The 26,136-nt window shown below is 71.9% G+C and carries 23 protein-coding genes; 10 read left to right on the forward strand and 13 right to left on the reverse strand.

The genetic code is table 11. The features are described from left to right. Positions 1 to 2 precede the first annotated feature (2 nt). From ACFYWM_RS15055 to ACFYWM_RS15075, 5 genes are all read right to left on the reverse strand, one after another. A complete protein-coding gene (locus ACFYWM_RS15055; RefSeq protein WP_389914245.1) occupies positions 3 to 1,490 on the reverse strand; it encodes a BTAD domain-containing putative transcriptional regulator in 1,488 nt (495 codons plus the stop codon). Positions 1,491 to 1,575: 85 nt separating this feature from the next. After that, the gene (locus ACFYWM_RS15060) at positions 1,576 to 3,510 is read right to left on the reverse strand and encodes a sensor histidine kinase (protein WP_389914248.1); all 1,935 of its coding nucleotides are present in this window, start codon (positions 3,508 to 3,510) and stop codon (positions 1,576 to 1,578) included. 177 nt (positions 3,511 to 3,687) lie between these two features. Beyond that, entirely contained in the window at positions 3,688 to 4,740 is a 1,053-nt protein-coding gene (locus tag ACFYWM_RS15065; protein WP_389914251.1) for a terpene synthase family protein, read from the reverse strand. 71 nt (positions 4,741 to 4,811) lie between these two features. Beyond that, positions 4,812 to 5,357, reverse strand: a complete 546-nt coding sequence (locus ACFYWM_RS15070) for an EF-hand domain-containing protein (RefSeq protein WP_389914253.1) — start codon at positions 5,355 to 5,357, stop codon at positions 4,812 to 4,814. A 35-nt stretch (positions 5,358 to 5,392) separates the two neighbouring features. Beyond that, the gene (locus ACFYWM_RS15075) at positions 5,393 to 6,319 is read right to left on the reverse strand and encodes a terpene synthase family protein (RefSeq protein ID WP_389914256.1); all 927 of its coding nucleotides are present in this window, start codon (positions 6,317 to 6,319) and stop codon (positions 5,393 to 5,395) included. Between the two features lie 371 nt (positions 6,320 to 6,690). Here ACFYWM_RS15075 and ACFYWM_RS15080 point away from each other — a divergent pair, with 371 nt between their 5' ends. Together ACFYWM_RS15080 and ACFYWM_RS15085 are read left to right on the forward strand one after the other, a co-directional pair. Next, a complete protein-coding gene (locus ACFYWM_RS15080) occupies positions 6,691 to 8,052 on the forward strand; it encodes a glutamine synthetase family protein (RefSeq protein WP_389914259.1) in 1,362 nt (453 codons plus the stop codon). Positions 8,053 to 8,605: 553 nt separating this feature from the next. Next, positions 8,606 to 9,343 (forward strand): PaaI family thioesterase, encoded by a 738-nt coding sequence (locus ACFYWM_RS15085; protein ID WP_389914262.1) that lies wholly within the window; start codon positions 8,606 to 8,608, stop codon positions 9,341 to 9,343. Positions 9,344 to 9,628: 285 nt separating this feature from the next. On the opposite strand, the gene ACFYWM_RS15090 is transcribed toward ACFYWM_RS15085, so the two are convergent. Beyond that, the gene (locus tag ACFYWM_RS15090; protein WP_389914265.1) at positions 9,629 to 10,492 is read right to left on the reverse strand and encodes an alpha/beta fold hydrolase; all 864 of its coding nucleotides are present in this window, start codon (positions 10,490 to 10,492) and stop codon (positions 9,629 to 9,631) included. 114 nt (positions 10,493 to 10,606) lie between these two features. Between ACFYWM_RS15090 and ACFYWM_RS15095 the strand changes: the two genes are divergently transcribed. From ACFYWM_RS15095 to ACFYWM_RS15105, 3 genes are all read left to right on the forward strand, one after another. Then, complete coding sequence (locus ACFYWM_RS15095) at positions 10,607 to 11,317, forward strand: type 1 glutamine amidotransferase (protein WP_389914267.1); 711 nt, start codon at positions 10,607 to 10,609, stop codon at positions 11,315 to 11,317. A 263-nt stretch (positions 11,318 to 11,580) separates the two neighbouring features. Then, positions 11,581 to 14,562 carry a bifunctional [glutamine synthetase] adenylyltransferase/[glutamine synthetase]-adenylyl-L-tyrosine phosphorylase gene (locus ACFYWM_RS15100; RefSeq protein WP_389914450.1) on the forward strand — a complete coding sequence of 994 codons (2,982 nt, stop codon included), beginning with the start codon at positions 11,581 to 11,583 and terminating at the stop codon, positions 14,560 to 14,562. Positions 14,563 to 14,769: 207 nt separating this feature from the next. Continuing rightward, entirely contained in the window at positions 14,770 to 16,041 is a 1,272-nt protein-coding gene (locus ACFYWM_RS15105; RefSeq protein ID WP_389914270.1) for a hypothetical protein, read from the forward strand. A 3-nt stretch (positions 16,042 to 16,044) separates the two neighbouring features. Here ACFYWM_RS15105 and ACFYWM_RS15110 read toward each other — a convergent pair whose 3' ends face one another. The 5 genes from ACFYWM_RS15110 to ACFYWM_RS15130 form a co-directional block, all read right to left on the reverse strand. Further along, positions 16,045 to 16,881 carry an LLM class flavin-dependent oxidoreductase gene (locus ACFYWM_RS15110; protein WP_389914273.1) on the reverse strand — a complete coding sequence of 279 codons (837 nt, stop codon included), beginning with the start codon at positions 16,879 to 16,881 and terminating at the stop codon, positions 16,045 to 16,047. Positions 16,882 to 16,932: 51 nt separating this feature from the next. Continuing rightward, complete coding sequence (locus ACFYWM_RS15115) at positions 16,933 to 17,484, reverse strand: C40 family peptidase (protein WP_389914276.1); 552 nt, start codon at positions 17,482 to 17,484, stop codon at positions 16,933 to 16,935. Positions 17,485 to 17,928: 444 nt separating this feature from the next. Continuing rightward, positions 17,929 to 18,117 carry a hypothetical protein gene (locus tag ACFYWM_RS15120; protein ID WP_389914279.1) on the reverse strand — a complete coding sequence of 63 codons (189 nt, stop codon included), beginning with the start codon at positions 18,115 to 18,117 and terminating at the stop codon, positions 17,929 to 17,931. A 171-nt stretch (positions 18,118 to 18,288) separates the two neighbouring features. Next, on the reverse strand, positions 18,289 to 18,792 hold the full coding sequence (locus ACFYWM_RS15125; RefSeq protein WP_389914282.1) for a hypothetical protein: 504 nt from the start codon (positions 18,790 to 18,792) through the stop codon (positions 18,289 to 18,291). A gap of 620 nt (positions 18,793 to 19,412) precedes the next feature. Next, positions 19,413 to 20,012 carry a TetR/AcrR family transcriptional regulator gene (locus ACFYWM_RS15130; protein WP_389914285.1) on the reverse strand — a complete coding sequence of 200 codons (600 nt, stop codon included), beginning with the start codon at positions 20,010 to 20,012 and terminating at the stop codon, positions 19,413 to 19,415. Between the two features lie 108 nt (positions 20,013 to 20,120). Here ACFYWM_RS15130 and ACFYWM_RS15135 point away from each other — a divergent pair, with 108 nt between their 5' ends. Further along, the gene (locus ACFYWM_RS15135; protein WP_389914288.1) at positions 20,121 to 20,888 is read left to right on the forward strand and encodes an SDR family NAD(P)-dependent oxidoreductase; all 768 of its coding nucleotides are present in this window, start codon (positions 20,121 to 20,123) and stop codon (positions 20,886 to 20,888) included. Between the two features lie 27 nt (positions 20,889 to 20,915). On the opposite strand, the gene ACFYWM_RS15140 is transcribed toward ACFYWM_RS15135, so the two are convergent. Beyond that, positions 20,916 to 21,257 (reverse strand): hypothetical protein, encoded by a 342-nt coding sequence (locus tag ACFYWM_RS15140; protein ID WP_389914291.1) that lies wholly within the window; start codon positions 21,255 to 21,257, stop codon positions 20,916 to 20,918. Positions 21,258 to 21,271: 14 nt separating this feature from the next. On the opposite strand from ACFYWM_RS15140, the gene ACFYWM_RS15145 reads away from it, so the two are divergent. After that, on the forward strand, positions 21,272 to 21,397 hold the full coding sequence (locus tag ACFYWM_RS15145; protein WP_389914293.1) for a hypothetical protein: 126 nt from the start codon (positions 21,272 to 21,274) through the stop codon (positions 21,395 to 21,397). 63 nt (positions 21,398 to 21,460) lie between these two features. Here the strand turns inward: ACFYWM_RS15145 and glnA are convergent, their stop codons facing one another. Then, the gene (glnA, locus tag ACFYWM_RS15150; RefSeq protein WP_362676736.1) at positions 21,461 to 22,885 is read right to left on the reverse strand and encodes a type I glutamate--ammonia ligase; all 1,425 of its coding nucleotides are present in this window, start codon (positions 22,883 to 22,885) and stop codon (positions 21,461 to 21,463) included. A 296-nt stretch (positions 22,886 to 23,181) separates the two neighbouring features. Here glnA and ACFYWM_RS15155 point away from each other — a divergent pair, with 296 nt between their 5' ends. The 3 genes from ACFYWM_RS15155 (at position 23,182) to ACFYWM_RS15165 (ending at position 26,108) form a co-directional block, all read left to right on the forward strand. Further along, the gene (locus ACFYWM_RS15155; RefSeq protein ID WP_389914298.1) at positions 23,182 to 23,643 is read left to right on the forward strand and encodes an RDD family protein; all 462 of its coding nucleotides are present in this window, start codon (positions 23,182 to 23,184) and stop codon (positions 23,641 to 23,643) included. A gap of 202 nt (positions 23,644 to 23,845) precedes the next feature. Further along, positions 23,846 to 24,886: an RNA polymerase subunit sigma-70 gene (locus ACFYWM_RS15160; protein ID WP_389914453.1), complete on the forward strand. Its 1,041-nt coding sequence runs from the start codon at positions 23,846 to 23,848 to the stop codon at positions 24,884 to 24,886. A gap of 82 nt (positions 24,887 to 24,968) precedes the next feature. Continuing rightward, on the forward strand, positions 24,969 to 26,108 hold the full coding sequence (locus tag ACFYWM_RS15165) for a serine hydrolase domain-containing protein (RefSeq protein WP_389914301.1): 1,140 nt from the start codon (positions 24,969 to 24,971) through the stop codon (positions 26,106 to 26,108). The last annotated feature ends 28 nt before the right edge of the window (positions 26,109 to 26,136 follow it).

The raw sequence follows: 26,136 nt of genomic DNA on the forward strand, positions 1-26,136 counted from the left end.
GGCTATCTGCCCACGTCGCCGGGATTGACCAGCCCGGACTCGTACGCGGTGACGACGAGCTGGGCACGGTCGAACAGCCCCAGGTGGTCGAGCAGCCTGACCACCGACTGCGAGACCGACCGCTCGGGGACCGCCAGGGTCGCCGCGATCTGCCGGTTGGTCAGCCCCCGGGCGACCAGCTTCATCAGGTCGAGCTCCGCGTCGCCGAGGCCGGCGAGGCCGGGCGGCGCCGACGGGTCGGTGCGCCCGGCGAAGGCCGCGATCAGGCGGGTGGTGACGGCCGGGTCGATCAGCGCGTCACCGGCCTGCGCGGCACGCATCGCGGTGATGAGCTGCTCGGGTGCCGACGTCTTGAGGACGAACCCGCTCACCCCGGCCCGCAGCGCCGCGTAGAGGTTGTCGTCGGTGCCGAACGTGGTCATCATGACGACCTTCGGCGGCGCCGCGTCGGCCAGGATCCTGCGCGCGGCGGTCAGCCCGTCCAGCCTGGGCATCTGGATGTCCATCAGCACCAGGTCGGGGGAGGTCTCCCTGACGACCGTGATCGCCTGCTCGCCGTTCTCGGCCTCCCCGACCAGCTCGAAGCCGGGTTCGCTGTCGAGCACCACGCGCAGGCCGGTGCGGACCAGCGCCTGGTCGTCCACCACCACGACCCGCAGCCCCGGCAGCGCCCGCTCCCGTTCCTGGGCGGGCGTCGCGCGCGCCGCCGCGGGCTCGGCGGCCCGGACCGGGGCCGCGGGCGGGTCGAGGTGCACGGCCTGGGCCAGCATGTCGGACTCCAGGCGCTGCAGGGTGGCGCCCAGGTCGAGGCCGAGCTCGTCGCGGAGCAGCACCCTGGCGCGCCGGAGCGCTCCCAGCGCGTCGCCCTGCCTGCCGTTGCGGTACAGGGCCAGCGCGAGCAGCCGCCAGGCCTCCTCGCGCAGCGGGTGGGCGGAGGCGTGCGCCTCCAGGTCGGCGACGAGGGCGCCGGAGTGTCCCAGCAGGAGCCCCGCGTCGGCGCGGCGCTCGACCGCGATCAGCCGCAGCTCCTCCAGCCTGCCCGCCTCGCTCACCGCCCACGGCAGGTCGGAGAACTCGGCCAGGGCCGGGCCGCGCCAGAGCGCGAGGGCGGCCTCCAGGCGGTCCCACAGCTCGGCGGGCTCGCCGCTCGTCTTGACCGCGTTCTCGAAGCTCCAGGCGTCCACCTGGACGGGCGAGGCGCGCAGGGCGTACCCGGGCGGGGCGGAGACCAGGACCTCGGCCTCCTCCCGCGGCGCGCGGCCGGGTTCCAGGGCGCGCCGCAGCCGCGACACGTATCCCTGGATGGTCGACAGGGCCTGGGTGGGGGGCTCGCCGGGCCACAGCTCGTCGATGAGCATGCTCACCGGGACGGCGCGGCCACCGGCCACGAGGAGCCGGGCCAGCACCGCCATCTGGCGTTGGCCGCCGAGGTCGAGGGGTGTCTCACCATGAAGGGCCTGGAACGGGCCTAGAGCACGAAATGTCAGCATTGCAGGCGCAAGGGTAGGGCTACCTGGACCAACGTCATAGGGCAATACTCACCATCGTTCGCGAGCTGTAAGGAATCATCGGTGGTCAGATCTCCACATTCAAGTTCACCGGGAGTATCGCCTCGACCACGGTGCCCCCCTCGGGGGGCGTCGTTATCACGCACGTCCCGCCCAGCTCGGCGGCCCGCTCGCGCATCGACGCCAGCCCGACCCCCGAGCGACGTCCGGGGGGAACACCGGTCCCATCGTCGCGCACCCGGATGCCCAGGTCGTCCTCGCCCCGCTCCAGCGATACCCGCACCGTCGAGGCCCCGGCGTGCTTGCGCGCGTTGGTCAGCGCCTCCTGCACGATCCGGTACGCGGCGACCTCGGTCGCGGCGGGCAGTCCCGGCAGCTCGCCCTTCACCTCCACGACGACGCCGGGGCCCGCCATCTCCGCCACGGCCCCGGCCAGGCCGAGGTCGTCCAGCGCGGGCGGTCGCAGGCCGTACACCAGGTGCCTGATGTCGCTGGTGACGCTGTCCATGCCGGAGCGCAGCTCGCCGAGCATGCGCTCGGCCGTCTCGGGGGAGACGCGCAGGGAGAGCCTGGCCGCGTTGATGGACATCGCCATCCCGCTGAGCGACTGGCCGAGACCGTCGTGCAGGTCGCGGCGCAGGCGGCGGCGCTCCTCCTCGCGGGTGGTGACGATCCGCTCCCGGGAGCGCCGCAGCGCGCCGACCAGCCGGACCGCGTGGGCGGCGTCGGCCACGTACGGCGTGAGGGCGGTGATGACCCGCTCGTTGTGCGCGGACGGCAGGCGCCGGGCCCCCGGCGGGCCGATGAGCAGGCGGCCGACGGGCTCGCCGTGCCAGACCAGCCGGATGTCGCGCGACACCTCGTCCAACGTCCCCACCGTCGTCTCCTCGGGCCAGCCGCCCGGGAAGCGCACGCCCGTACCGGTGACCGCCAGGCCGTCGCGCAGCACGTCCAGGGCCGCGGCCAGTCCCCCCGCGGGGTCGGTGCGCTGGAGCCTGCGCCCGAGTTCGGCGGCCAGCGCCACCGGGTCGCCCCTGCCGCCGTACAGGAGGTGGTCGGCGCCGCGCTGCAGCACCCGCCGCATCGGGTGGAAGAACGCCCCCGCGCAGAGCGCGGCGACCAGGCCGCCGATCCGGTCCACGTCCGACAGGAACAGGCTGGAGGCGGCGCCCACCGCCACGTACACCCCGCCGATCACGCCGACCAGGCCCGCGCCGACCAGCGTCCTGGTGATGAGCGTGTCGATCCCGTACAGGCGGTGCCGCAGCACCGAGAAGGTGATCGCGAGCGGGACCAGCGGGATCGTGAACGACGCCAGCCACCACACCGGGTTGCCGGCCACCCAGGGGACGATGACGGTGGCGATCGCCACCAGCGTCCAGACGATCTGCCCGCGCTCCTCGTGGCCGGCCCGCCGGAAGCGCGCGGCCAGCGAGGCGAAGGCCAGGATCATCATCGCGTTGGTGAGCATGTCCAGCGAGAACCGCAGGGGGTGGGGGGAGGAGTCCATGTACCGCCGCCCGGCGAGGGGCATCAGGTCCATGACGAACACGTCGGTCGCCAGGACCGCGACGGAGGCCCAGACCAGCGCCCGCCAGCGCGGGGAGGGCAGTCTCCCGTCCGGGTACAGCAGGGGCAGCAGCACGACGAGGAAGAGGATGGTCAGCTTCCAGCTCACCCCGGCGACCATCCAGATCGCCTCCGTGGGCACCGTCCACCCCCGCGCCGTGTCCAGGAGCGCGAGGTTCACCGTGAGGCTGTTCAGCGCGGCGCACAGCCCGCCCAGGCAGAGCAGCCAGCCGATGACCAGCCGGGGCCGCTGGAACACCAGCAGCGCCCCGAGGACGGGGAACGCGGCGCCGGCCACGTCCTCGGGCGCGAACGGCAGCGGCGTGTAGGAGGGCTGCGGGAGCTGCGCCGTGACCCAGATGTTGACGCACTCCATCGCCACGGACGCGGCGGCGACGAGCACCGCCGCGACCCGGCTCTGGACGGGCGTCACCCTCGGAATCCCCAGGTACAGCCCGCGCATGATGGTTTTGACCCTTCATTTTGTGCTTAAAAGGACCTTAACCTGCGCAGACCGCAATTTAATCAACGAGCGCTCAACGCCGGTTGGATCTCCGCGCGGCGCCTCGGAGCCCCCACCCGGGCCGTCCGCGCGGGCGGGGGCGGCCGGTCACGGTACGTCGTACCGGCTGGACTCCAGGAGCCATTCCAGCTGGGCCCTCGGCGCGGTGAGGAAGGCGCACGCGACCTTGCTGACGTCCCTGGCCTGGCCGGTCGAGAACCCGAACCGGTCGAACAGCGCCGGCAGCCGCCGCGCGGAGGTCCGCAGGTCCTCGGCGCGGGCGGCGATCCGGTCGTTCACCCAGGCGACGGCCGCGGTGTCGGAGAGCCCGAACGCGGTCGCGGCGACCGTCACGTAGTTGTGCACGTCGCCGTTGGCCCGTTCCTTGTGGTGCGAGGCGACGTCGTTGCACCAGGCGGTGACGTCGTTGCAGGCGTCCACCAGCGTCCGCCAGGTCGTGCTCTCGCGCAGCCCGGCGGGCACCTCGACCCCCAGGCAGGGCTCCACCAGGTCGAACAGGTAGGGGCCCGCGGTGCCTCGTCGCAGCCGCGGGTACTCCGCGGGGGAGGGCACGCGGCCCGCGCAGCGGTTCTCCGCCTCGACGCGGCAGGCCTGGCCCTGCGTCGCCAGCCCCGCCAGGAACCGGTGGCGCCACCGGGTGCTCATCCGCCCGGTGGTGGCCTTCCAGAGGTCGCCGAAGGCCAGCTCGACGGGTGAGGAGGCGTGGGCGGGCGCGCGCGCGACGAGGTCGAGCCGCGCGAAGGTGGCTTCGACGATCTCGGTCGCGCGTCCGGCGGGCTTCTCGTCCCACTCGTCGTCGAAGTGGAACAGCCAGGTCAGCCATTTGGCGAACAGCAGCGCGGACTCCACGCCGAACCCGCAGAAGGCACGGCCGGCCATCCGCTCGAATCCGGCGCCGGTGGGGGGTTCGAGCCCGACCTCGCGGGCCCAGACGGCCAGCTCGGCGCCGATCAGGTCGACCGAGGGGTGCATCGGGCAGGGCGCCGACATCACCGGCACGAGCTCGGTGAGGGGCAGCAGCAGCGCCGCGGCCACGCCCGAGGGCCGTGGCGGCTCCGGGTGCTCCGGGTGCTCCGGTGTTCCGGCGGACAGGGCGGGCAGGGCGGGCAGAGAGGGCGAAGGGGACAGGAAGAGTGACATTGAGTGTGGCAAGGGTTGTGGGTGGGGTCGGGAACGGGTGAGAGGATCTCCGAACGTTGGGGTGAGGGCCACTACAGCGGACCGAACAGCCAGTTGCCGGCCACGTCCGGATCGGAGCTCGTGTAGAACTGCCGGGTCGCCTCGACCAGCTCGCCCACGGACACGACGCCGTCGCCGTCGCCGTCGAGCCGCTCGAAGGTGGCCCGCACGTCCTCGCGCGGGGTGCCGAACGCGGCCATCATGGTCCAGAACTCGTCCGGCCCCACGGCCCCGTCGCCGTCGGTGTCGCACAATCCGGCCACCGCCTCGGCGGCGGGCGCGAACACCGCGTCGAAGCGGTCGCCCTCGATGAACGCGGAGGTCATGCCCGCCCGGAACTCCTCGGACGAGATGGCGCCGTCGCCGTCGGCGTCGATCTCCGCGGCCAGGGTCCGCCAGATCCCCTCGAAGCCCCGGGCGAGCCTGTGACCGGCCTGGGAGGTCGGCGACTCGCCGAAGCCGACGAGGATCCGGGCGCCGAGGCCGAGAAGGTCCTCGCGCTCGATCGATCCGCTGCCGTCGACGTCCATGTGCCCGAAGGCACGATCGAGCTTGTGATTGAGGAGCGTGGTGCTCATCGTTTACTCCAGCGTTACTTGATGAAATCGAAGCGTTACCCTAAGTGACGATAGCGGGGTGTTTCCAGGAGCGACTCCAGGTAAGCCCGGGGGATGGTCAAGAAAGCGCATGCCACCCGCGTCACCTCGCGGGAGGCGGCGAAGCCCAGGCCGTGCCGCTCCGTGAGCGCGGGGATCGCGCGGGCGGCCGTCCACAGCTCCTCCATGCGGGTGGCGACCCTGTCGATGGTCCACGCTTCCGCCTCCGGATTGGAGCGTTCCAAAAAAATGGTGCCCGCATGGCCGCGTCCGGTCACCGCGCTGTGTTCAGTCACCGCGCCGCGTCCGGCCGCCGCCTCCTCGCACCGGGCGGCCACGTCACCGCTCGCCTCGACGAGCGCCCGCCACTGCGGGCTCCGCCGCACCGGGACCGGCACCTCCACCCCCAGACAGGGCTCCACCAGGTCGAACAGGTAACGGCCGAAGGCGTCCCCGTAGGGCTCCGCGCGGTCGCCGGGCGAGGGTGTCGCGTGAGGTGCGGTGGTCCCGTGAGGTGCGGTGGTCGCGTGAGGTGCGGTGGTCGCGTGAGGTGCGGTGGTCGCGTGAGGTGCGGTGGTCCCGTGGGGGAGGAGCGCCTCGCGCTGGGCGGCCAGCCCGGCCGTGAACCGCTCGCGCCACGTGTCGCTCATCCCCGGCGCGCACGCCGCCCAGAGGCCGGAGAAGGCCCGCTCCAGCGGCGCCGGGCCCGGCTCGCCGCCCGCGGCCACGGCGAGGACCGGGGTGAGGGCCTCCGGGGCCTGGCGCAGGCGCGACATCCAGGTCAGCCAGCGGGCCAGCGCCGTGACCGCGCCGGTCTCGCAGCGGGCGAACGCCCACCCGGCCAGCCGGGCGGCGGCGGGATCTGGGTCCAGGCCGGCCGCGCGCGCCCAGTCGGCCGCCGCGGCCCCGACCAGGTGTACCGACGGGTGGACGGGGCAAGGCATCGACAGCGCCGCGAGGCGTTCGGCGAGCCTGACCGGCGGTCCGGAGGGTCCGGCCGGCGTCCGGGTGGGCTTGGCCGGTGATTCGGCGGGTCCGGCCGGTGTTCCGGTGGGCCTGGCCGGTGGTCCGGCGGGTGGCGGGACCGGGTGCGGTGGTCCGTGAACTTCGGTACGCGTCATCGTTTCCCCCCGGATCGAAACCTTCAGCGGCTCCGGTCGCACACTGTAGGAGGAGAAGGGGGCGGGCACGCGGAGGCGCGACGGTCCGGATGCCGCATCTCACCGTTCTTCCTCGTAACGTGTGCGAAACACTGAGAGGGCAAACTGGGAGACCACTAGGCGTGTTGCGGCACGCCGGCAATGAAGGAGAAGCCTTGGACCGCCAGCAGGAGTTCGTTCTCCGCACCCTTGAGGAGCGCGACATCCGGTTCATCCGGCTGTGGTTCACCGATGTGCTCGGGTTCCTCAAGTCGGTGGCCATCGCCCCGGCCGAACTCGAAGGGGCCTTCGCCGAGGGCATCGGCTTCGACGGCTCGGCCATCGAGGGCTTCGCCCGGGTCTACGAGTCGGACATGCTCGCCAAGCCCGACCCCTCGACCTTCCAGATCCTGCCCTGGCGCAGCGAGACGCCGGGCGCGGCCCGCATGTTCTGCGACATCCTCATGCCGGACGGCTCGCCCTCGCACGCCGACCCGCGCTGGGTGCTCAAGCGCACCCTGGCGAAGGCCTCCGAGATGGGCTTCAGCTTCTACACCCACCCGGAGATCGAGTTCTTCCTGCTGAAGAACCGGCCGGAGGGCAACGAGCGGCCCGAGCCGATCGACGGCGGCGGCTACTTCGACCACACGCCGCACAGCTCCGGGCACGACTTCCGGCGTAACGCGATCATGATGCTGGAGTCGATGGGCATCTCCGTCGAGTACAGCCACCACGAGGGCGGTCCCGGCCAGCAGGAGATCGACCTGCGCTACGCCGACGCGCTCACCACCGCCGACAACATCATGACCTTCCGCCTGGTCATGAAGGAGGTCGCGCTGGAGCAGGGCATCTGGGCGAGCTTCATGCCCAAGCCCTTCACCGAGCACCCCGGCTCCGGCATGCACACCCACATGTCGCTCTTCGAGGGCGACCGCAACGCCTTCTACGAGCCCGGCGCCGACTACCAGCTCTCCAAGATCGGCCGTTCCTTCATCGGCGGCCTGCTCACGCACGCCGCCGAGATCACCGCGATCTGCAACCAGTGGGTCAACTCCTACAAGCGGCTGTGGGGCGGCGCCGAGGCGATCGCCGGAGCGGGCGGCGAGGCCCCGAGCTACATCTCCTGGGGTCACAACAACCGCTCGGCCCTGGTCCGGGTGCCGATGTACAAGCCGCACAAGGGCGGCTCGACCCGCATCGAGTTCCGCTCGCTCGACTCCTCCTGCAACCCCTACCTCGCCTTCGCCGTGATCCTCGCGGCCGGTCTGAAGGGCATCGAGGAGGGGTACGAGATGCCCCCCGGCGCCGAGGACGACGTGTGGGCGCTGACCTCGGCCGAGCGCAGGGCACTGGGCATCCAGCCGCTGCCCCAGTCGCTGGACGAGGCCATCGCGGTCATGGAGCGCAGCGAGCTCGTCGCCGAGACCCTCGGCGAGCACGTCTTCGACTACTTCCTGCGCAACAAGCGCGCCGAGTGGAACGAGTACCGCAGGCAGGTCACCGAGTTCGAGCTGGGCCGCTACCTGCCGGTCCTCTAGCGGCTCTCCGGCGGCCTTGAGCCGAGCGGGTACGGCCGGTTACGAGCAGCTGCGGACAGGTGTGGACACGGCGGGCATCTGGGGCGCCCGCCGCGCCACGCCACCTGTGAGGGCACGCTCCCGGGCTGAGCCGGGCCGGGCCACGGGTGTGCGACGCCGCGCGGACGGGCGCCGGTCGCGCCGGGACGCGTGATCCCGGGCTCCGCGACCGGGTTCTGCGATCGGAGTCTGTGGCCGAGTCCCGCGACCGGGTTTCGTGGCCGAGTCCCGTGGCAGGGGTCTACGGGCGGGCTTTATGACCGGGCCTCGTGGCCGGTTCTGGAAAACCGGCCCTCGTGGCCGGGCCCGGCGGTCCGGGGCCCTGTGGTGAGGAGCCGCCCCGGAGCGGTAATCCTGGACCGCCCGCCGAACGTCATACCGGCGTTACCCGCGGCTAATGAGGTCGTCATCGATCCCGAGTTGGCTGTATGTACAAGCAGTCCGATAAAATCGGTCAGTCCGATTAACGTGATTTCTGAGGATTGATCGCCATAAAGGCGACAGGAGGTGCGGCATGACGACGACGTCCGAGCTGCAGACCGTGCTGACCGTTCCGGCGCGTTTCCGTGGCCCCGAGGGCTCCGCGAACGGCGGCTGGATCGCGGGTACGGTCTCGGAGGCGTTGTACGGCGCCCGGCACGACTCGGCCGTCGAGGTCACGCTGCACGCCCCCACGCCGCTGGACACCGAGCTGTCCCTGCGCCAGCTCGCCAACACCGCGACCCTCACCCACGGCGAGAAGCTCCTCGTCGAGGCCATCACGGTCGCCGAGGAGCTCGACGTCCCGGACTTCGTGCCCTTCAACGAGGCCGCGAAGGCCGAGGGCGGCTTCGCCGGTCTCACCGGGCACGCCTTCCCCGGCTGCTTCGCGTGCGGCCTGCGCGACCCCGGCGACGGCCTGCGGATCTTCCCCGGCCCGGTGCCCGGCACCGACCTGGTCGCCGCCGGCTGGCGGGTCCCGATGACCATCACCGACGCGGACGGCAGCGTCCCCGACGCGATCCTCTGGGCCGCCCTCGACTGCCCCACCGGCTGGGCGCACTTCGGGCCGGGCGAGTTCGCCCTGCTCGGCCGCCTGACCGTACGGGTCCACCGCCGGATCTACCCCGGCGGCACCTACTCCGTCGTCGCCCGCGCCACCGGCCGCGAGGGCCGCAAGCTCTTCGGCGAGAGCGCCGTCTACGAGATCGACGGCACCCTGGTCGCCGCGGCCAAGGCCACTTGGATCACCCCGGCCCAGCAGTCCAGCTGACCGCGCCCGGTCGGCCGGCCCGCGTCCACTTCGGCCGGCCCGTGCCCAGGCAACCTGACCCGTGCCCAGGCAACCTGACCCGTGCCCAGGCAACCTGACCCGTGCCCAGGCAGCCTGACCCGCGCCTGGGCAACCTGACCCGTGCCCGAGCGCTCTGACCCACGCCCGGCCCGGCCGAGCCGCCGTCCGTTCGCTCCTCGCCGGTCCCGCGACCGGCGTGCACGCCTGACAGCAGGTCGTACGACCCGCACGGCGGCACCCCGGCACCCGGGGCGCCGCCGGAGGTCAGCGGGAGAGGTGCCCGGCGACCAGCGAGGCGCAGCGGTCGTCGAAGAGGATCGTGTAGTGGTTGCAGTCGTCGACCACCTCGTCCTCCAGCGCGGGCAGCCGCCTCACCCACGCGGCGGCCAGCTCGTCGGGCAGGAAGCCGACCGGCTGGTTCAGCAGTCCCCGAGGGGCGCGCAGCAGCGACACCGGCGAGGTGATCGCGTTCAGCGCGGCGCCCACCGCCTCACCCTCGGTGAGCAGCCACCGGCCGTCCTCGCGGACCGGCTCGCGCCGCGCCCGCGAGCGCACCGCCCCCTCCGGTCCCCGCGCGTCGTAGCGGACGTACTCCTCCGCCTCCCCGGTCCACGCCTCGGCGAAGGCGGGGTGGGCCCTGAAGAAGTCCACGTACGCGCCGACGCTCGGGAAGGTCTGGTCCAGCCGGGCGAGGGCCGGGCCGAGCGTGGCCTCCAGGACCGCGTCGGGGTCGGCGCCGGGGGGCAGCGGCATCGGGAGCCCGCCGTCGACCAGCACCACCCTGGCGTAGTCGCGCCCCGCGGCGGCGAGGGCCGCGACGTAGGCGCCCATCGAGTGACCGGTGAGCACGACGCCGGACTCGGCGCCCACGGACCGGGCCACGAGGTTCACGTCCTCGGCGTGCCTTTCCAGGCCGTACGGGCCGGGGAGCCCGGCGCTGTGGCCGCGGCCCCGCAGGTCCATCGCGACCAGTGACCACTCGGCGGGGAGCCTGCGGGCGACGCCGGCCCACGCCATGAGCGAGGCGGTGATGCCGTGCACCGCCACGATCACGCGGGGCCCGGTCCCGAACCTGGCGACGCGCAGCGTGCCGCCGGGGACCTCGACATCACTCAGGACGGGGTTCATCGGTTCTCCTTGAACGGGGAGCGAACGGGGAGCTCCGCCTTCGGTCCGGGCGGGGCTGGGATCTTCGAATCAGGTGGTGACCGCCTTGTGCCTATATCGGACCATAATTGCCTTATGAGGATTACCGTCATCGAGCACGAGGCCGACGCGGGACTCGGATTCCTCACCGGATGGCTGTCCGGGGCCGGTGCCGCCTGCGAGGTCGTCCGGCCCTACCTGGGCGAGGCCGTGCCCGAGCGGGCCGCCGGGGGGCTGGTCGTCCTCGGCGGCGAGGCGGCGGCCTGGGAGGACGAGCGCTGCCCCTGGCTGCCCGCCACCCGCGACCTGATCCGCGTCTGTGTCGAGGAGGGCGTGCCGACCCTGGGGATCTGCCTGGGGGCGCAGCTCATGGCGCTCGCCTGCGGCGGTGCCGTCGGGCGCGGGAAGCACGGGCTGGAGGTCGGCGTGACCGAGGTCGTCCCGCTGCCCGCGGCCGGGGCCGATCCGCTGTTCGCCGGCCTCGGGCCTTCCCCCGCCGTGCAGTACCACCGTGACGCGATCACCGAACTCCCCCCGGGCGCGGTGCCGCTGGCCACCGGGAGCCCGTACCCCAACCAGGCCTACCGGCTGGGGGAGAACGCCTGGGCGGTGCAGTTCCACCCCGAGGCCACCCCGGAGATCTTCGTCGGCTGGACGGCGGGCTCGGCCGACACCCTGACCGGCCTGGGCCACTCCGTCGAGGAGCTCAACGCGCGGGTGAAGGAGAACGAGAACGGCCTGGTCGCCGCGTGGAAACCGCTCGCCGAGCGTTTCGCCGGGGTCGTCAGGGCCGTCCAAACCGCGTGACCGCGCGATTACGGTCCGAATCCGCTAACGACGCCGCACGGTTTCGGGATTAGCCTGTGCGGCGACGCTCCGAAACCGTGGGACGTGGGCCAGGGTGGGGATCCGGAGGCGGGTCCGCACCGATCCCACCCACCCGCCGGAGAGACCGAGGCCCACGCGACCGCGGGGAGCGTGCACCTTTGATCGCTCGGGGTAGGGATTGAGGAAGGGCACCCGTGCCTGTGATCGAGGACCATGGAGGGTCGGTGGAAACCGTGCCTCGGATGCAGACGACCGCCGGGCGCCTGGCGAGGCTCGGCTTCGCCGACGGCGCCAGGGCCGAGCGACTGCTCGACGAGCTGGGACCCGAGGCCGTCGGCGACATCGACCTGCTGACCTCGCTGGTCGCCGCGGCCGACCCCGACCTGGCGCTCACCTCGCTGAACCGGCTGGCCGAACAGGACCCCAGCGTCCTTGGAGCGCTCCGGGCCGACCCCGGCCTGCGCGAGCGGCTGGTCGGCGTCTTCGGCGTCAGCGCCGCGCTGGGCGACCACGTCGTCAGGCACCCGGACCACTGGCGCCTGCTCGCCGGGACACCGGTCACCGACCGCCCGAGCGAGGAGGAGCTCCGCGCGGAGCTGCTGCTCGCGGTCGGCGCCGAGCCCGACGACCCCGAGCCGAGGGCCGCCGACGCCTCCACCGCCACCCTGTCGGCGCTGCGCGCCGCCTACCGGGGCCGCCTGCTCCACCTCGCCGCGCGCGACGTCACCGGGACCGTCTCGCTGTCCGGGGTGACCGCCGAACTGTCCGACCTGGCCGGGGCCGCGCTGGAGGCGGGGCTCGCCGTCGCGAGGGCGGAGCACCCGGAGGCGGGGGCCGTACGGCTGGCCGTCATCGGCATGGGCAAGTGCGGGGCACGCGAGCTCAACTACATCAGCGACGTCGACGTGATCTTCGTGGCCGAGCCGCGCGAGGGACCCGACGGCTCGCCCGACGAGCACGCGGCCATCAAGCTCGCCACCCGGCTGGCCCAGGGCATGATGCGCGCCTGCTCGACCAGCACCCCCGAGGGCGCGCTGTGGGAGGTCGACGCGGCGCTGCGTCCCGAGGGCAAGGCCGGGCCGCTGGTCCGCACCCTCGCCAGCCACCTCGCCTACTACCGGCGCTGGGCCAAGACCTGGGAGTTCCAGGCCCTGCTGAAGGCCAGGCCGGTCGCGGGCGACGTCGAGCTCGGCCGGCAGTACGTCGCCGCGGTGAACGAGATGGTCTGGCAGGCCGCCACCCGCGACAAGTTCGTCGAGGACGTCCAGGCCATGCGCCGCCGGGTGGAGGCCCACGTCCGCGGCGGCGAGGCCGACCGCCAGCTGAAGCTCGGGCCCGGCGGGCTGCGCGACATCGAGTTCGCGGTGCAGCTGCTCCAGCTCGTCCACGGCCGCCTCGACCCGCTGCTGCGCCGCCGCGCCACGCTCCCGGCCCTCGGCGCCCTCTCGCGCGGCGGCTACGTGGGCAGGGACGACGCCAAGGCCCTCGCCGAGGCGTATACCTTCCTGCGCCAGGTCGAGCACCTGATCCAGCTGCACCGGCTCCGCCGCACGCACGTGGTGCCCGAGGGCAACGCCGACCTGCGCCGCCTGGGCCGGAGCCTGGGCATGACCGCCGACCCGGTGGGGGAGTTCACCACCCGGTGGCGGCGGCACGCCATGGAGGCCAGGCGCCTGCACGAGAAGCTGTTCTACCGGCCGCTGCTGCAGGCCGTGGCCCGGCTGCCCGAGTCGGAGGACCGGCTCTCCACGGCCGCGGCCAAGGCCCGCCTGGAGGCGCTCGGCTACGCCGACCCCGGCGGGGCGCTGCGCCACATCAGCGCGCTGACCTCGGGGGTCTCCCGCCGCGCCGCGATCCAGCGGACCCTGCTGCCGGTCATGCTCGGCTGGTTCGCCGACGCCCCCGACCCCGACGCCGGGCTGCTCGGCTTCCGCCAGGTCTCCGACAAGCTCGGCTCCACTCCCTGGTACCTGCGGCTGCTGCGCGACGAGACCGCCGTGGCCTCGCGCCTGGCCAGGATGCTGGGTACCAGCCGTTACGTGACGGGGCTGCTGATGAACGCCCCCGAGGCGGTCGCGATGCTCGGCTCGGACACGGAGCTGGCCCCCCGGCCCGTCGAGGCGGTGCTGTCCGAGGCGCGGCTCGTGGTCGCCCGCCACCCCGGTGACGCCGAGGGCGCGGTGGCCGCGGTCCGGGCGCTGCGCCGCAGGGAGCTGCTTCGCACGGCCGTCGCCGACCTCTCCGGGATCATCGGCATCGAGGAGGTCGGCCAGACGCTGTCCGGGCTCAACGACGTGACGATCCAGGCCGCGCTCGACGCCGCCGTCGACAAGGTCGAGATGGAGCGGCGCACCCCGCTGGGCACGAGGTTCGCGGTGATCGCGATGGGCCGCCTGGGCGGGTTCGAGTCCTCGTACGGCAGCGACGCCGACGTGATGTTCGTGCACTCGCCGCTGGAGGGCGTGCCGGAGCGTCAGTCCACCGAGGTGGCGTTCGAGGTGGCCAACGAGCTGCGCCGCCTGCTCGCCCTGCCCGCCCCCGACCCGCCGCTGCTCATCGACCCCGGCCTGCGCCCCGAGGGCAAGGCGGGGCCGCTGGTGCGCACCCTGGCCTCCTACGCCGCCTACTACGAGCGGTGGTCGTCGCCGTGGGAGTCGCAGGCGCTGCTGCGCGCCCGCTTCTCCGCCGGGGACGCCGAGCTCGGCGTCGGGCTGCTGCACCTGGCCGACCCGCTGCGCTACCCCGAGGGGGGCATCTCCGACGCGGCCGTGCTGGAGGTCCGCAGGCTCAAGGCCCGGATGGAGGCCGAACGCCTCCCGCGCGGCACCGACCCCGCGCTGCACACCAAGCTCGGCCCCGGCGGGCTGTCCGACGTGGAGTGGGTGGCCCAGCTCATCCAGCTCCGCCACGCGGGGGAGCGGCCGTCGCTGCGTACCACCCGCACCCTGGAGGCGCTGGGCGCGGCGGTCACGGAGGGCCTGCTGTCGGAGGCGGACGAGGCCGTGCTCGCCGAGGCGTGGCGGTTCGCCTCGCGCATCCGCGACGCCATCGTCGTGGTCAGGGGCCGCGCCTCCGACACGATCCCGGTGGACGTCCGCGAGCGTACGCTGATCGCCCGCGTCCTCGGCTACCCGCCCGACGGCACGGAGGACTTCGTGGACGACTACCGCCGAGCCACCCGCCGCGCCCGCCGGGTCGTGGAGCGCGTCTTCTACGAGGGCTGACCCGCCCGATTTTCCGATTTTCTGGGGATATGTGTGGTTCGCCGGGTTTGCTCCGGTTTTCCGGGGCGGCCCGTACGGCGCGGATCGTGAGGGCCGGTCCGCGCCGGAGGGGGCACGTGTCCGCCCGGTCACGAAAACCGACCTGTTTTCGGTGATCGCGTTGCGCCGCCGGGAGCGTACGTGTATCAACGGTCCCGGGTGATCCATTTGATTTCCGTTTACGTCGACCTGGCCATCGGCCTGATCCTCGCCTTCCTGCTCCTGTCTCTCCTGGTGAGCGGGATCAACGAGGCCTTCGTCCGGCTGCTCGGGATCCGCAGCAAGTTCCTGTGGGCCTACCTCAGGGACACCCTGGACAGCAGGGACACTCCGGGCGGCTCCGAGGACGGCAGGTCGTGGATCCCGTCGAAGGTGGCCGACGTCTTCGCGAAGCTGCCCTTCTCCAAGGACGATCCGCGCCCGATGCACAGTCCCGACCCCGCGCCCTCGGTGGTCGAGCCGATGCTGGTCGATCCCGCCGCGGTCCTGGCCTCCGAGGAGGCCAGGGAGAAGGTCGCGGAGGAGATCGCTCAGGGGATCGCCCCGGAGAGCGCGGAGGCTGCGGAGACCGTGGAGGGGGCAGGCTCCGGGGCCTCCCAGGGCTCTCCCGTTTCTCCCGCGTCTCTCGCGGACGGCGGGCCCGCCTCCGGGGAACCGGCGAGGAGGCCCGTGCCGCCGGTGGACATGACCGTGCGGCTGTACGAACGGCTCCAGGAGATCGACCACCCCAAGGGCGCGCGCACCAGCATCGCCAACATCCCGCCCGAGCGGTTCTCCGGCGCCGTGATGGAGTTGGTCGCCGCCGAGGAGGGCGGGATCGACGGCCTGCTCGCCAAGCTGGAGGCGATCAACAGCCCTCTCGCGGGCCACCTCAAGGGCGTCTGGGAGGGCGCCCAGCGGGACCTGCCGAGGTTCCGCAAGGGCGTCGAGGACTGGTTCAACGGGGAGATGCAGCGCCTGTCCACCCTCTACGCCCGCTACGTCAAGTGGGTGGTGTTCGCGCTGGGCGTGGTGCTGACCCTGGCGTTCAGCATGGACGCGCTGGAGTACGGCAAGACCCTGCTGCGTGACAACGCCTACCGCGCCGGGGTGAGCGCCATCGCGGGCGGCGGCGGGGACGGCTACGCCGCGCTGAGGGACAAGTGCGCCGGTGGCGAGGCCGGTCTCGCCGAGCCGTACCAGTGCGTGACCGAGTCCCTCAGCTCCCCGGCGCTGGTCAAGATCTTCGATCACGCGATCGTGAGCATCACGATCCCGCCCGACGGCTCCGCCGACCCGTCCTTCCACTGGAACGGCGGAGCCTGGTGGGACCGGCTCATCACTCCCGGGCACTGGCCCGGCTACCTGCTCACCATGGTCGCGCTGCTGTTCGGCGCCTCGTTCTGGTGGGACGTCCTGCGCCGCGTCACCGGCGTCCGGGGCGACCGCTCCAGCGCTTAGCCTCTAGCGGAGCTCCGCCAGGAGCAGGTCGACCTGGGGGAGCGGGTCCGGGCCGAACGGGCGGACCACGACCGTGCGGGCACCCGCCTCCCACAGCGACCTGACCTGGTCGGCCGCCTCCTCGGGGGAGCCCGTCGCCATCACGACCTCCTCCGGGGCGACCTTCAGGAACCCGGCGGAGCCCTCGGCCAGTGAGGCGACCACCGCGGGGTCGTCGCCGACGTAGAGGTTGACGAAGACCACCATCTCGTGATCGCCCTCGCCGGTCAGCTTCAGGGCGTCCCCGATCTGCCGGGGGCCGACCCCCTCGGGCAGGATCGTGCCCTGGGCCACCCGTCCCGACAGCTCCAGCGAGCGGGGCCGTACCACCCCGGCCAGCAGCGGCGGCACGACGGCGGGGGGATGCACCAGGCTCACCCCGTCGAGCCGTACGGCCCTGCCCTGGAGGGTGACCGTCTCGCCGCGCAGCAGCCCTCCCACCGCGACGATCGTCTCCTCCAGCAACGCCAGCGGCGAGGGCGCGAGGGCGCCGACCTGGCGCATCCAGTCCTGGACGCCGTGCCCGATCCCGGCCGCGAGCCTGCCCGGGTGCAGCCTGGCCAGGTTGCCCAGCTCCATGGCGAGCAGGGCGGGGTTGCGCAGCGGCGCCGGGGTGATCCCGATGCCCACCCGGAGGCGCTCGGTGACGGCGAGCGCGGTGGCCGCCGACGAGATGGCCCCGGTCCAGCCGAGATCCTCCACCACCCAGACGTCGTCCACCTCGGCCGCGTCCAGGTGGCGGCAGAAGGGGACGAGTGACTCGGGGGGAAGGTCACGATCGAACATGACGCCCAGGCGCATATCTCTCCTAGTGAACGGCGAGAGCCCCCGCTGTGCCGTTCTCGCGGCATCTCACGGGGCCCCCGCGTAGCGGAAGTATCCGGCGAGGTCGTCCAGGGCGGTGACGCGGTCGATCCGCACCTCGGTCCCGGTCCTCAGCGCGTTGATCATCTTGCCCCGGCCGACGTAGACGCCGACGTGGTGGGTGCTGACTTTACGCTTGCCGACCTTGCCGTAGAAAACGAGATCTCCCGGCTCGGCCACGGCGGCCGGGATCCTCTTGAGCCGCCTGACGTGGTCGTCGGTGTTGCCCGGTCCCAGCACGTCGCGCCCGTAGGCGAGGTGGTAGACCCAGCGGGCGAGGCCGGAGCAGTCGAGGCCGAGGGTCCTGGTGGCGGGGCAGGGCTTGATCGAGCCCCGGTAGCCCTGACAGGTGCCGAAGGAGGGGCCGGGGTCCTCGCCGTGGCCGCCGCCCCAGGAGTAGGGGATCTCCCCGCCCCACCAGCCGGGCTGGTGCCCCCCGGCCTCGATCGCGTACGCGATGGCGGTGATCCGGTTGAGAATGACGGGCCGGGTCGGCACCGAGGCGGAGGTGTTCAGGAGCAGGAACGTTCCCAGGAGCACGACCGCCGCGGCCCGCCCGCGGCGCCGGTGAGGGGCGGGACGTCCGGGGGGACCGTGACCGCCGGAGAACCCGGGGGGCCTGTGAGGTCCGGGAGACCGGGGGCGTTCGAGAGCCCCGGGGTGCCGCTCCCCGGTTCGGGAAGGCGCGAGATCCGCCTCTTCGTCCCGGAGCGCCTCCGCCACGTCACCTCGCCTGGTCGGTCCCTGTGATCCATGACCAGTCTGCCCAACAAGCCGGTGATGCGCGTTGCGTGAGGATTCGCCCTATGTCGTACCGGCCCGATGGCAGGAGGCGATCCGCGCCCATGACATGTAGCGATCCGTGTCCGCGACATGCGGCGACCCGCGTGCGGGGCACGCGGGTCGCGGTGGTGCCGGGTACGGCGCAAGGCGCGGTGGGAGGGCTGAGGACGCCGCCGCCCGCCCGTGCCCCGCGGCCGGTCGTCAGTTGTTGTCGTCCCCGTCGTCGTCCGTGCCGCCGTCGTCGTCCACGCCGGGGCCGGTCGTGTTGACGACGTCAGGGCCGTCGTCCCTGTCGTCGTCCCCGCCGCCCCCGCAACCGCCGACCAGACCGACGAGGGCCGCCATCGTCGCGGCGGCGAGCGCCGCCTTCCGCGTGGTCTGAGCAAGCATGTACAACCTCCAGGTGCCGTTCCGGCCGGACACGTGGGTGTCCGGCCTCACTCCTCTGTCCCGTACGGCGGTGATCTAACACCTGGAGGCGCTGTTCTTGATCGTGATGACCGTGGAACGCATGGCCTCGTCGCTCCGCCCGCGGCGCGACGCCGCCACCGGGGAGCGCGGCTAGTAACCGCGGCTCTCGGCCGCCCGGCGGATCTTCGCCCCGCCGTACTGGCCGCGCGGGATGCATCCGGAACACGGGCAGGGGAACCTGCCGTGGGCGTTGGGCATGTATCTCCAGCCGGTCACCTGGTTCACGCCGCGAACGCGGTGGATCTCCTTGGCCGTGATCTTCCGGGGAACGAAGACCTCGTAGCCCCGGGCGTCCTCGCATCCGGCGATCAGCGCCGCGGCCTCGGCGCTGGGAAGCTCCTCGTGATCATGCGAGAAGTAGCCCACGAGGACCGGTTCGTCATCGGGTATCCGGAAGTCGACGGCCACCATCACGCTGCGCCGGCCGTCGCGCCTCAGCTCGCGGGTCCACTGGTGGGTGAGCTGGTAGGAGGGGAGGACCGGCAGGCAGAACACCCCCGACAGGCCGTCGTGATCCCGGCTCCGCGCCTGGATGCCGGATCTCCGCACCGAACGAACCTGCCTGGCGTCCGTGAGATGCACGAACAAGGTCATGGACCACGCCTTCCGGGATGTGATGTCTCGCCTGACGGAAGCACCTCTCCCATGAAGATCAACGAGAGCGTGGGCAGCAGCGTAACCCGGCGGGCGAACATGACAAACAGCTTTTTCGCCGCGAAGCAGGGCCGCGCCTGTCACCGTGTCCCTCCGAGGGAGTCCACCTCGGGTGTGAAAGGGGCTCGCTCCTCCAAGAACGTGAAAGGCCGTCGAGCGTGCCCTCGCTGGGAGGGACGGCCGACGGCCTTTCACGTGACGTTCGTGCGCTTCCCGGTGACTGCGGGGTCGGGCGGGTACGTGGCCGGGGTCGGGTTGGAGGAAGGGGATCGGTTGGCCAGTGTGATCGTCGCGATCACCGATCTGGCCGGCCTGGGCGCGGCCCTATACGGTCTGAAACAGCCCCCTTGTCCCATGGCCCCGCATCGATCGAATCCACTCCTGAAGCTCCGGCCGTGACCGGTCCAGCAGTGCAGTCGACGGCAACGTGGGCATCACCACTCGCACCTTCTCCCCGACCCCATCAGCGCCGCCTGGGTCGACATGGTCCTCGTGCGGATCGCGGTCGTGCCTCGAGGTTCGCGACTCCGCAACGTACCGGTTCGGCGAGTGGGCGTCGGTCAGGGTACTGGCCAGGCGGCCATGGCCAGATCCGCGGTGTCGGTGAGTTCCGCCGCCGTGGCGCCGTCCCGTGCACGCTGGGACATGCCGTGCATGACGGCGGTGAAGTACGCGGCCAGCTTCCGGGGGTCGGCTGTCGCCGGTATTTCTCCCTCTCGCTGAGCGATCGTCAAGCGCTTCTCCAAGGTACCGACGTTGGCGTTGCGCAGGTCACGCATGTAAATGGCGACATCGACGTCAGCCGCGGCCGCGCTGCAAAGCAGGTTTCCGGCCGGTGTCTCGGGGTCGGTGTACATCGCCGCCGCATCGAGCAGGATGCGGCGGAAAGCATCGAAGGCCGTGGGCTCCCTCGCCATGGCCGCCCAGATGAACTCTCCGGCCGGGGAGCGGCCGTACACCTCGATGACTTCGTTGAACAGAGACCTCTTGTCCCCGAACGCCGCGTAGAGACTGCCGGGCCGGATGTTCATCTCCCGGGTCAGGTCGTTGATCGAGGTCGCCTCGTACCCGTTCTCCCAGAACAGGCGCGTGGCGGCGGCCAGCGCCGCCGCCCGGTCGAAGGTCGGCGGCCGGCCTCGCCGCGCTTCCGGTGTGTCCATGTCCCCATTCTAGAGCGATCGCTCAAAAGCGGCCCGGCGACTTTTTGGTCGATCGCTCAAGAAGGGTGTACCTTCTATCTTGAGCGATCATTCAACAAAGGAGCAGTCATGCCAGGAGCACTGCGGGACAAAGTCGCCCTCGTCACCGGCGGCAGTCATGGCATCGGCCGGGCGACCGTCGAACGGTTCGCCCGCGACGGGGCGATCGTCGGGCTCGGCTACGGCCACGACGAGCCGGCGGCCCGTGACACGGTGGAGCGCATCCGCAAGGACGGCGGGCGCGCCTTCGCCGTGCACACGGAGCTGGGCACTCACGGTGACGCGGCTCGCTTCTGGGACGCGTTCGACGAGGCCGGCAAGGAGTACGTGCCCGACGGGAAGCTCGACATCCTCGTCCACAACGCCGCCAAGGGCAGCTTCGCCCGGCTGGCCGATCTCTCCGAGGAGGAGTTCGACCAGGTGATCGCGGTGAATGTGAAGGCGCCGTTCTTCATCACGAAGCTCGCGTTGCCACGACTGCGCGACGGCGGCCGGATCATCAACATTTCCAGCCTCGCCGCCACCGTCGCCAGCCCGGAACTGCTTGCCTACGGCGTCAGCAAAGCGGCGCTGAACACGTTCACCCTTGATCTGGCGTTGGACCTCGGCCCGCGCGGGATCACCGTCAACTCGGTATCACCCGGCGTCATCATGACCAGGAACAGCCAATACCTGCGGGACAACGAGGAACTCGCGGCGCAACAGGTGGCCCGCGTCGCCCTCGGCCGGCTCGGCGAGTCGGAGGACGTGGCAAGCATCATCGCCTTCCTCGCCTCCAACGAGGGGCGCTGGGTGACCGGCCAGGTCATCGACGCTTCGGGCGGCACTGCGCTCTGAGCACGGCCGCCCGAGGTCAATCGGCGCTTAGCGCTCTGTCGACGTTCCATTGACGCGGGTGGTGAGGCGGCCGGCGCGTTGAGCGGCGCCCTGGCGGGTGGTGCCCAGTGCCCGGCCGATCTGGGCCCACGCCGTGCCCTCAGTTCGCAGCCCGGTGATCAGTGCGAATTCGGCGTGGTTGTGGCGGGAGAGCATCGCTTCCAACTCGGCCCGCGCCTGGGAGGCCAGGGTGAGGGCGGCGATCCGCACGCCCGGCCCGGCCTCGGGGTCGTCGGCCGCGGCCGGCAGCGTGGAGGCTGGTGCGGTCTGCAGATGCCGCTGCCAGGCGCGGACCTGCTCGACTGTGCCGAGCTTGAACCCGTCCGGCACTGATGGAGGCTCTGATGTATCCCGAGTTCACGCTGCGGACCTGCACGCACTTCATGCCGTCGGGGGAGGAGCGCATGCGAAAGGCCGTCGAGCGTGCCCTCGACGGAGGGACGACCGACGGCCTTTCGCGGGATGCCTGAGTGCCCTGGATGTGCCCTGACGGGTCAACCGTCAGGGTTTCCCCAGGTCAGAAGCTTGATAACTCAGACGTCGTAGTAGAGCTCGAACTCGTGGGGGTGCGGGCGCAGGCGGATCGGGTCGATCTCGTTCTCGCGCTTGTAGGCGATCCAGGTCTCGATCAGGTCCGGCGTGAACACGCCGCCCTCCAGCAGGTACTCGTGGTCGGCCTCCAGGGCCGCGAGCACGTCCGACAGCGAGCCCGGGACCTGCGGGATGTTGCGGGCCTCCTCGGGGGGAAGCTCGTAGAGGTCCTTGTCGACCGGCTCGACCGGCTCGATCTTGTTGCGGATGCCGTCGATGCCCGCCATGAGCTGGGCGGCGAAGGCGAAGTAGGGGTTGCAGGAGGGGTCGGGAACCCGGAACTCGATGCGCTTGGCCTTCGGGTTGGAGCCCGTGATCGGGATGCGGATGCACGCCGAGCGGTTGCGCTGGGAGTAGACCAGGTTGACCGGGGCCTCGTAGCCGGGCACCAGACGGTGGTAGGAGTTGACCGTCGGGTTGGTGAACGCCAGCAGCGACGGGGCGTGCTTGAGCAGGCCGCCGATGTAGTAGCGGGCGGTGTCGGACAGGCCCGCGTAGCCGACCTCGTCGTAGAAGAGCGGCTCGCCGTCCTTCCAGAGCGACTGGTGGCAGTGCATGCCGGAACCGTTGTCACCGAAGATCGGCTTGGGCATGAAGGTGACCGTGTGGCCGTGCTCCAGGGCCGTGCTCTTGACGATGTACTTGTACAGCATCAGGGTGTCGGCGGACTTGAGCAGCGTGTTGAACCGGAAGTCGATCTCGGCCTGGCCGGCCGTGCCCACCTCGTGGTGCTGCATCTCGACGTCGATCCCGGCGTCGATGAGCTTGCGGACCATCTCCGAGCGCAGGTCGGTGAAGTGGTCCATCGGCGGGACCGGGAAGTAGCCGCCCTTGAAGCGCGGCTTGTAGCCGAGGTTGCCGCCGTCCTGGGCCTTGCCGCTGTTCCAGGCGCCCTCGATCGAGTCGATGTGGTAGTAGCTCGAATGGGCGTTGGTCTCGAACCGGACGTCGTCGAAGATGTAGAACTCGGCCTCGGGGCCGAAGTAGACCGTGTCGGCGATGCCGGTGCCCTTGAGATACTCCTCCGCCTTGCGGGCGACGTTGCGCGGGTCGCGGCTGTAGGCCTCGCCCGTCAGCGGGTCGTGCACGAAGAAGTTGATGTTGAGCGTCTTGTGCTGCCGGAACGGGTCGAGCACGGCCGTGGACGGGTCGGGCAGCAGCAGCATGTCCGACTCGTGAATGGCCTGGAACCCGCGGATCGACGAGCCGTCGAACATGAGGCCGTCGGTGAAGACGCCGGCTCCGAAGTTCTCCGAGGGGAACGTGAAGTGGTGCGTCGTCCCCGGCAGGTCGGTGAACCTGACGTCAACGAACTGCACCCCTTCGTCCTTGATGAACTTCAGGACGTCGTCGGCGGAGTTGAACACGCGAACCTCCCATGGGACGGGCTAACAGACCGAAAGTAAGCCTGCGCCGTTACCGTCCCGTGTCTCGTTTGTTTCACCCGTGTTAAGCGAACGTCGCCTCCACGGTAGTCCTCAAGTCCGTTCTGAACAGGTATAGAAAGTTGTCTTTTGCCCGAGTTTCACCTCTTTCAACGTCATGTGGCGGCAGCATCCGATGGGAAAGAGGAGATCCTTGAGGCGGGCGAGGCCCCTCGGCGGGAGCGGTGGCCGGTCCGGGCGGATGCGAGGGCGGCGGCCCGGACGGCTACCGTTGGAGCATGAGCAGCAAGCAGCCACGCTGGACCCAGACCTGGCTCGGCGGCGTCAGGTCCGCCGGGGTCGATCTCGGCTACCCGGGGGAGCGGCTCGGGCTGCCCAGCGAGGGCAGCGGCTCGGTGGCCGGGTTCGGCCGCAGGATCGGCGCAATCATGATCGACTGGCTCATCTGCACCTGGGCGATCACCCAGGGACTCCTGCGGGTCGACCCCGCCGACATGCCCTGGGTGCCGGTCCTGATCCTCGCCGTCGAATACCTCCTGCTGGTGGGCACCATGGGGATGACCTTCGGGATGCGCCTGCTCGGCGTCCGGGTCGCCGCGCTCGGCGGCGGCGCCCCCGGCCTCGTCTCCGTGCTGGTACGGACCTTCCTGCTCTGCCTGGCCGTACCCGCCCTCGTCTGGGACCGCGACCAGCGCGGCCTGCACGACCGCGCGGCGAACACCGTGGTCGTACGCCTCTGAGCCGGCCCGCGCCCCGTTTCCCGCTCTCACCCCTTCCCGGGATCCGCCCGTCTCCGGGCTCGTGCCGGACTTCGCGGTTCTGGAGGTGAGGGAACGGTGAGGGAACCGGCGTCCGCGGCGATTCCTTTTCCGGCCGGTGGCCGTCATATCGGGGGCGCCCGCGCCGGGCGGGACGCCGTACGGGAGGTGTGAGGTCGTGACCATGGGCGGGGCGGGCCGGGAAGCGGTGGAGGACGGCGAGCTCCTGGCCGCGGCGCTGGCGGGTGACGAGCCCGCGTTCGGCGCGCTCGTGGAGGGATACCGGCGGGAGCTGCGGGTGCACTGCTACCGGATGCTCGGCTCGTTCGAGGAGTCGGAGGACATGGTGCAGGAGACGTTCCTGCGCGCCTGGCGCAAGCGGGAGAGCTTCCAGGGGCGCTCGACGTTCAGGGCCTGGCTGTACCGGATCGCGACCAACGCGTGCCTGGACCTCCTCGACCGCCACCCGCGCGGCCCGCGCCCGCGCGAGGCGCCGGTGCTGGCCACCCCCGGGGTGGCGTCGCCGTCGCCGGCCGAGGTCTTCTGGCTGCGTCCCTACCCGGACCGCCTCCTGGACCCGGCCGCGCCCGGCGGGGCCGAGCCGGACGCCGCCGTGGTCGCCAAGGAGACGATCGAGCTGGCGTTCATGGCCGCCATCCAGCACCTGCCTCCCCGGCAGCGGGTGGTGCTGATCCTGCGCGACGTGCTCGGCTGGCCGGCGCAGGAGGCGGCCGCGCTGCTGGAGGTGAGCGTCGTCTCGATCAAGAGCACCCTGCAGCGGGCACGGTCGACGATGCGGGAGAACCTGCCCGCGCGACGGCTGGAGTGGGCGCCCTCCTCGGACCCGACCGGTGAGGAACGCGCGGTGCTGCGGCGCTACATCGACGCCGTCGAGCAGGCCGACCCCGCCGTCCTGGCCGGGATACTGCGCGCGGACGCCTGGCAGTCGATGCCCCCGGCGCCGATGTGGATCCTGGGAGGTCCGGCGATCGTCGACGCGTGGCGCCCGGCCATGGTCGGTCCCGAGGCGTGGGGCGACTGGCGTGTCCTGCCCGCCCGCGCCAACCGGCAGCCCGCGGCGGCGGCGTACCTCAGGCGTCCCGGCGAGTCCGGGTACCACGCCTCGTGGTTCGGCGTCCTGCGGGTCGAGGACGGGCTGATCACCCAGATCACCACCTACGGCGCCGACGTCTTCCCGGCCTTCGACCTTCCCCGGACGCTGTGACGGGTCCCCTCCCCGGACCGATTCCTTTTCCGGCTCCCCGCCGTCGTACGGGTCACACGCCTTAACTACAAGGGGAAAGACCATGAACGATACGCAGAAGCGGGTCCAGGAGGCGGCCGACAGGCTCGTGGAGTCCGGCGCCGAGCGGGGCCTGCAGGTCGCCGCGTACCGGCACGGCGAGCTGGTGGTCGACGTCGTCGCGGGCGTCGCCGATCCGGCCACCGGGCGCCTCGTCACGCCGGACACGCCCTTCTGGAGCGCCTCGACCGGCAAGGGCGTCACCTCGACCGTGGCGCACGTGCTCGTGGAGCGGGGCGTCTTCGGCTACGACACGCCGATCGCCGAGCTGTGGCCGGAGTTCGGCGCCCACGGCAAGGAGCGCGCGACCGTGCGGCACGCCCTGACCCACTCGGCCGGCGTGCCCGGCGTACCGGTGGACACCACGCCGGAGGACCTGTGCGACTGGGAGGGGATGTGCGCGGCGATCGCCGGGGCCACGCCCTGGTGGGAGCCGGGCACCAGGAGCGGCTACCACCCCCAGTCGTTCGGCTACGTCGTCGGCGAGATCGTCCGCCGGGCCACCGGCGCGCCGATCTCCCGGATCCTGCGGGAGGAGGTCGCCGGGCCGCTGGGGGTGGCGGACGAGCTGTTCTTCGGCGTCCCCGAGTCCGAGCTGGGCGGACTGGCCCGCCTGGAGGACGCGCCGAGCGCCTTCGAGATGCCCGAGGGGATGTCGATGGAGACGATGTTCGCGGACGTCCCGTTCTTCAGGGTCGTGGACGGCTACACGGCGGCGCCGATGGCGGCGATGCCCGACGCCGCCTTCGGCAACCGCGCCGACGTGCTGACCTCGGACATCCCCGCGGGCGGCACCATGTCCGCCCGCGCCGTGGCCCGCATGTACGCCGCCCTGCTGGGCGAGGTGGACGGCGTCCGGCTCGTCTCCCCGGAACGGCTCCGCGAGATCACCGCGGTGGAGTTCGGCGGGACGGACGAGGTCACCGCCTCCCCGGCCACCAGGTCCCTCGGGTACGCCCTCGGCGCCACCGGGCCTCTCGACAGCCTCACCCTGTTCGGCATGGCGGGCAGCGGCGGGTCGGCCGCGTACGCCGACACGGCCACCGGGATCGCGGTCGCCGTGACCAAGAACCTCGTCGCCGGGGATTTCAGCACCTTCGAGACCCTCGGCGGGCTCGTCCTGAACGCCGGTGACGACCTCTAGGGCACGCCCGGTGTGAGCGGTTCGCCCC

The organism is Streptosporangium sp. NPDC002721 (genome assembly GCF_042888905.1).
In the GTDB taxonomy this organism is placed as follows: Bacteria; Actinomycetota; Actinomycetes; order Streptosporangiales; family Streptosporangiaceae; genus Streptosporangium.